The organism is Protofrankia sp. Cr1 (genome assembly GCF_963555865.1).
Lineage (GTDB): Bacteria > Actinomycetota > Actinomycetes > Frankiales > Frankiaceae > Protofrankia.
Window position 1 is genome coordinate 1 of record NZ_CAUVXO010000306.1, and the last position, 6,017, is coordinate 6,017.

Consider the following 6,017-nt stretch of genomic DNA (forward strand, 5'->3'; position numbering starts at 1 on the left):
CTTGTCGATGCTGACGCCGAAGCCGGGGCCGTCGACGTCGAGCTTGTTCCCGGTGATGATGTTCCCCGTGCCCCAGCCGTCGATGATGACGTGGGTCTGGATGCCGTCCTTAGGACTGTCCACCCCGTTGTTGCCCTCGATGAGCCAGTCGTTGCCCTTCACATCGACCCACGAGTCCGCGGAGTTGGCGCCGGAGATGGCCGAACCGTTGAAGGTGTTGTTACCCAGGAGACCGCCGGTCGTGGCCTCCTTGATGTCAACCGCCTCCGCGGTCACCCCACTGATCGTGTTTCCAATGATCTTGTTACGGTCGGAGTTGTCCGGCTTCCCGCCGCTGAACTTCTCCCAGTTCGACTTGGCCGTGCCGATGTAGATGCCCTCTCCGAAGCCCGGTTCCTTGCGCCCGGTACCACTGACGACGCATCCCACGACGAAATTGTCGGTGGAGAAGTTCCGCAGATGGATGGCCTCGTCACCGACGTTGCGCACCAGCAGCCCGGAGATGACCGCCCCGTTGGTCTGGTCGGTCATCACGCCCTTCTGGCCGCTCTGGATCGTGAAGCCCTCCAGCCGCCAGTAGTCGGCGTTGTCGAGGTGGAACGAATAGCCGCTGTCGATCGAACCACCGTCGATCACCGCGTTGCGCGAGCCACGCACCGTGATCGGAGCCTTCGCCGTCGCCGGCCTGTCGGCGACGAAGTGTCCGCTGTACTGGCCGTCCGCGAGCGCGATGAGGTCCCCAGGCTGGGCTGCCGCGAGCGCGGCGGTCAGCTGCTGGGCCGTTGACACTCTGACCGTCCGCAATGGCACCGGCGCCGAGGGTATAACCGGCATGCCGGCGCCGCCGGCCGGGAGAGCCGGCAGGGTCTGCGTGACTGCCGGGGCCGGGGCCTGGGCGCCGCGCGTGGCGGTCGGAGACGGGACAGCCGTCACGGCCGGCGGCGTGGTTGCGGTGCCCGCGGGAGTCTGAGGCAGCTGGCTTCCCGTCGGGGACGCCGTACCGTGGGCGGGTTGCGTCAGGCCCGAATCAGCTGGCTTACAGGCGACAAGCCCACCGGTGAGGAGAGCGGCGGAGAGCACCACGCTCGCACTCCACCGCGCGCCATACTTGATCATCACTGGCTCTTCAAGCCCTTCGTAGGTCCCAATCTTGGTGTCCCCCCCAAGTAGGACGAACGGAGCATAGCGGTACCTCGGCCTGCACACTCACGGGGCCTGCACGAGGCGGCGAGCATCGACCACCATCCGTGACGATGGCAGTGTACACAATACCCGGGAATGCCTGGTTATCAGCTGATGAACTCACGAAATACATGTTTCATCCGCTATGGCTCGACCGTGATCGGTACCACACCGGCGGATGATGCACATCCCGCACATCCGTGTGCCCTCCCTAATATCGCGATCGCGGATTTTCGGCCAGAGCGCGAGCGGCTCTTTTCGTGGTCGTCGAAATATGATATTCAGGATCGTTCTGACAGCGCCCATTCCCCCGGCTGACAAGCCCGCCCTCGGCTCCGGCAGGACGGCTCGTAGCCTGGCAGAAAGCGGTGTAGCCGCAGCCCTTCTCGCAGCCCCGCAGTGCCCAGTAACCTGGAGCGCATGGCGGTCGTGGTGGCGAAGTTCGGCGGTTCCTCCGTCTCGGATGCCGACCGGATCAAACGGGTCGCCGCGCGGATCGTGGCTCAACGCCGTTGCGGCGACGACGTGGTAGTCGTGGTGAGCGCGATGGGTGACACCACCGACGACCTGCTCGCACTCGCGGAACAGGTCACGCCTGTTCCGCCGGCCCGCGAGCTTGACATGCTGCTCACCGCCGGTGAACGCATCTCAATGGCGCTGCTGGCCATGGCGATCTCGAACCTGGGCGCCGAGGCACGCTCGTTCACGGGCTCCCAGGCCGGCGTGATCACGACTTCGGCGCACGGCAAGGCCCGCATCATCGATGTCACGCCGGGGCGCATCCGCGACGCTCTGGACTCGGGAGCGATTGCGATCGTCGCCGGTTTCCAGGGTGTCAGCCAGGATACGAAGGACGTGACAACGCTCGGTCGGGGCGGCTCGGATACAACCGCTGTGGCCCTCGCAGCCGCACTGCAGGCCGACTTCTGCGAGATCTACACCGATGTGGACGGCGTTTTCACCGCCGACCCGCGGATCGTGCCGGACGCCCGCCGCATCGAGCGCATTTCCTACGAGGAAATGATGGAGATGGCGGCCTGCGGAGCCAAGGTGCTGATGCTTCGCTGTGTCGAGTACGCACGCCGCTACACCGTCCCCGTACACGTCCGGTCCTCGTTCTCCTCGAAGCCGGGTACGTGGGTCACCGAGATTCCGGAGGCAGAGCTCGTGGAACAGGCCATCATTCGTGGGGTCGCTCACGACCAGAGCGAGGCGAAGGTGACCGTGGCCGGCTGCCCGGACAAGCCCGGCGTGGCCGCCGCCGTCTTCCGGGCCGTCGCCGACGCGGACGTCAACCTCGACATGATCGTGCAAGTCGGGTCGGTGGCCGGCACCGGGCGGACCGACATCTCCTTCACCCTTCCGAAGACCGACGGCCGCACCGCGCTGACCGCGCTGGAGAAGGTCCGTGGTGAGATCGGCTTCGAACGGACCCTGTATGACGATCACATCGGCAAGGTCTCGCTTATCGGTGCCGGGATGAAGTCGCACCCGGGGGTGTCGGCCCGCTTCTTCGGCGCACTCGCGGATGCCGGGGTCAATGTGGAGATCATTTCGACCTCTGAGATTCGGATTTCGGTGGTCATCCGCGACACCGACCTGCAGGTCGCTGTCCGAGCCGTCCACAGTGCGTTCGAACTCGCCGATCCTGACAGTCAGGCAATCGTGTACGCGGGGACCGGTCGATGACCGCGCCAGCGACCGGCAGCCGTCCCACGCTGGCCGTGGTCGGCGCAACCGGTGCGGTCGGCACCGTGATGCTCTCGCTGCTGGGCGAACGCCCGGATATCTGGGGCGAAATCCGACTGATCGCCTCCGCGCGGTCCGCCGGGCGCAGACTGCGACTGCGCGGCGGCGACGTCGAGGTACTGGCGCTGACCCCCGAGGTCTTCGACGGTGTCGACATCGCCATGTTCGACGTCCCGGACGAGGTCTCCAGACAGTGGGCACCGGTCGCGGCGTCCCGCGGGGCGATCGCGGTTGACAATTCGGGCGCCTTCCGGATGGAGGCGGACGTCCCGCTGGTCGTCCCCGAGGTGAACGCGCAGGCGGCGGCGGACCGGCCGCGCGGGATCATCGCCAACCCGAACTGCACGACGCTGTCTATGATCGTCGCGGTTGGCGCGCTGCACCGCGTGTTCGGACTGGAATCGCTGGTCGCGACGTCCTACCAGGCGGCGAGCGGAGCAGGCCAGGCTGGTATCGACACCCTCTACGCCCAGCTCGCCACCGTGGTTGGCGCCATGCCGGCCCCCGGCAGGTCCACCGACAGCAGGTCCACCGACACAGCTGGCGACACCTGGCTGGGACCCGGCCAGAGCGCCGGGGACGTCCGCAAAGCCATCGGGGAGCATGGGCTCGGCCCGTTCCCGGCGCCACTGGCCCTGAACGTCGTGCCGTGGGCCGGTTCCCACCAGGACGGCGGCTGGTCGTCTGAGGAAATGAAGATCCGGAACGAGTCCCGGAAGATCCTGGGGCTTCCCCGGCTCAAGGTGTCCGCAACCTGTGTACGGGTACCCGTCGTGACGACCCACGCGGTGGCGGTGCACGCGTGGTTCGCGCGCCCGGTGGCCGCGGCTGACGCACGGGCCGTCCTGCGTGCGGCGCCGGGGGTGGCCGTCCTGGACGACCCGGCGGCGGGAGACTTCCCCACACCGGCAGACGTCGTCGGTACCGATCCGACCTGGGTCGGGCGCATCAGGCAATCGCCCGACGACCCGTGTGAGCTCGCCATGTTCGTGTGCGGCGACAACCTGCGCAAAGGCGCGGCGTTGAACACCCTCCAGATCGCCGAACTGCTGGTATCCCACGGCCGGTAGTCCGCCGTCAGTATGGCTGGCTGAAGTGATTCAGTGGACGTTTCATCCGACGGATGTGCGCAACAGTAAAATTCGGTGAACAGTCTTCGTTTGGCGAGTTAAAGATCAAAATTGGCACATCCGACATGCTGGACACACATGTTCAGCCAGGCGAAAGCGCACGATCAACCGGAAGAAAAACGACAGGGGAGCAAAGCGCGACACGCCATGACTGCGCACGAATCGCCCCGCCATTGACAAATGACAAGAGCCCGCCCCTCAGTTGGAGATGGCGGACCCTCGCCCTACGACTGTGGAGTTACGTCTCTCGTGGCTCAGACGACCCGAACGGCGTCAGCCTGTGGACCCTTCTGTCCCTGGGTCACTTGGAACTCGACCCGCTGCCCCTCTTCCAGGCTCTTGTACCCGTCCATGTCAATCGCGCTGTAGTGGACGAAGACATCCGAACCGCCGCCGTCCACGGAGATGAAGCCGAAGCCCTTCTCCGAGTTGAACCACTTAACCGTGCCCTGAGCCACGTGCCGTTCTCCCTGCTGGTGCAGTCAGGACCCACACCGCGCGGGCCCCGGACCGTCTGAAGTGGGATTTTGGCGCTCCCACGACAGTGTTCGCCATCGGCGTCCCTTGTGGACGCCAACCGCCGAACTTGGCCATGGAAGACGCTACACGGCTACAGGCCATCACGGGAGGTCTCTGGGGAAGGAAGTCCACTACATACCTCACGTGCCAGATGGCGGCGTAACGCCCGCGGTAACCCACGGCAACCGCAGGCGGCAGACCTCCACGGCTACCGTCGACCGCTTCGGGCGGGCTGGACGCCGTCACAGTAGGCGTGCCGACAGCACTGTTGATAGCGAGGCCTTCAGGCACGCCTGGCGGCGCGCCGCTCGCTGAGGGCGTCCCCGAGGGCAGCTTGCCTACTGCCTGGAAGGCGACCCATACCACCAGTTTGATTACTCAACGTGATGTACGCGAGGCACGTTTCACCCCCACGGACCCGCGCGACCACATAGTGACCTGGGTCGTCCGGTACCCGGCGGACGATGTGTCCGGACCCGCTCGCGGCGCGGCGGCATTAATGATCGACGCCCTGCCGTTAGGTAATGTCAACAGGACAAGCATGACATCGCTGGCATTCCCGGCCGCCGGGACTTCCGGGCCGGTGGATGCTTTCATGCTGGAGAAGCCGGCACGGTCCCGGTCGCTCTTAGCCGGGAGTGTTCGTTACCATCCGGTTCCGGAATCTCGCATGGGGGTGTGCACTGACCATGACCCTTCCTACAGCGCTCTTGGGCGCAACCGGTTTGAACATCACCCGGGTCGGCTTCGGCGCCTGGGCGATCGGCGGTGCGGAGCACGCATTCGGATGGGGCGCCCAGGACGACGATGAATCGGTGGCCGCCATCAGGCATGCCGTAGAACACGGCGTGAACTGGATCGACACAGCGGCGGTGTACGGGCGCGGGCACTCCGAGCAGATCGTGGCACGAGCGCTCACGGATTTCAGCGACGACGACCGGCCGTACGTGTTCACCAAGTGCGGCATGGTCTGGGACTCGGACGCAGCGTCCCTGCCCACGAGGGTGGGAGCGCCCGAGTCAATCCGCCGCGAGGTGGACGGGTCCCTGCGACGATTGAAGATCGATAGAATCGATCTTTACCAGCTGCACTGGCCACCGAAGGACGGCACACCGATCGAGAATTCCGTCGCGACCCTGCACGAACTGCGCGCGGAAGGAAAGATCCGGTTGGTAGGCGTGTCGAACGTCAACGTCGAACTGCTCGAACGTGCCGCGTATGCAGGTGGGGTCGATGTGCTCCAACCGCCGTTCTCGGCGATCAGGCGGACCGTGGCTACAGACGTCCTGCCCTACTGCGCGAAGCACAACATCGGGGTCATTGTCTACAGCCCGATGCAGTCGGGACTACTCACCGGGGCATGGACCGCGCAGCGTTCGGCGGACCTTCCGGCCGACGACTGGCGGCGCGGGTCGGCGGACTTCACCGGCGAAGCGC

4 protein-coding genes and 1 pseudogene are annotated in these 6,017 nt (G+C 65.8%); 3 read left to right on the plus strand and 2 right to left on the minus strand.

The window, feature by feature from the left end; genetic code table 11:
* Positions 1 to 789: pseudogene (locus U9980_RS19790) on the minus strand (right-handed parallel beta-helix repeat-containing protein); the annotation flags it as partial.
* Positions 790 to 1,602: 813 nt separating this feature from the next.
* Between U9980_RS19790 and U9980_RS19795 the strand changes: the two are divergent.
* Entirely contained in the window at positions 1,603 to 2,871 is a 1,269-nt protein-coding gene (locus U9980_RS19795; RefSeq protein WP_322748712.1) for an aspartate kinase, read from the plus strand.
* The gene (locus tag U9980_RS19800) at positions 2,868 to 4,001 is read left to right on the plus strand and encodes an aspartate-semialdehyde dehydrogenase (protein WP_322769283.1); all 1,134 of its coding nucleotides are present in this window, start codon (positions 2,868 to 2,870) and stop codon (positions 3,999 to 4,001) included. Before U9980_RS19795 ends, U9980_RS19800 begins: the two co-directional genes overlap by 4 nt.
* 314 nt (positions 4,002 to 4,315) lie before the next feature.
* On the opposite strand, the gene U9980_RS19805 is transcribed toward U9980_RS19800, so the two are convergent.
* Complete coding sequence (locus U9980_RS19805; protein WP_013872098.1) at positions 4,316 to 4,519, minus strand: cold-shock protein; 204 nt, start codon at positions 4,517 to 4,519, stop codon at positions 4,316 to 4,318.
* Positions 4,520 to 5,269: 750 nt separating this feature from the next.
* Between U9980_RS19805 and U9980_RS19810 the strand changes: the two genes are divergently transcribed.
* The coding region (locus U9980_RS19810; RefSeq protein WP_322769284.1) for an aldo/keto reductase at positions 5,270 to 6,017 on the plus strand (748 nt) is incomplete at its 3' end.

What these genes read in the sequence shown, in the direction of transcription:
- U9980_RS19795 (WP_322748712.1), top strand. Translation starts at nt 1,603, where the DNA reads ATGGCGGTCGTGGTGGCGAAGTTCGGCGGTTCCTCCGTCTCGGATGCC.
- U9980_RS19800 (WP_322769283.1), top strand. Translation starts at nt 2,868, where the DNA reads ATGACCGCGCCAGCGACCGGCAGCCGTCCCACGCTGGCCGTGGTCGGC.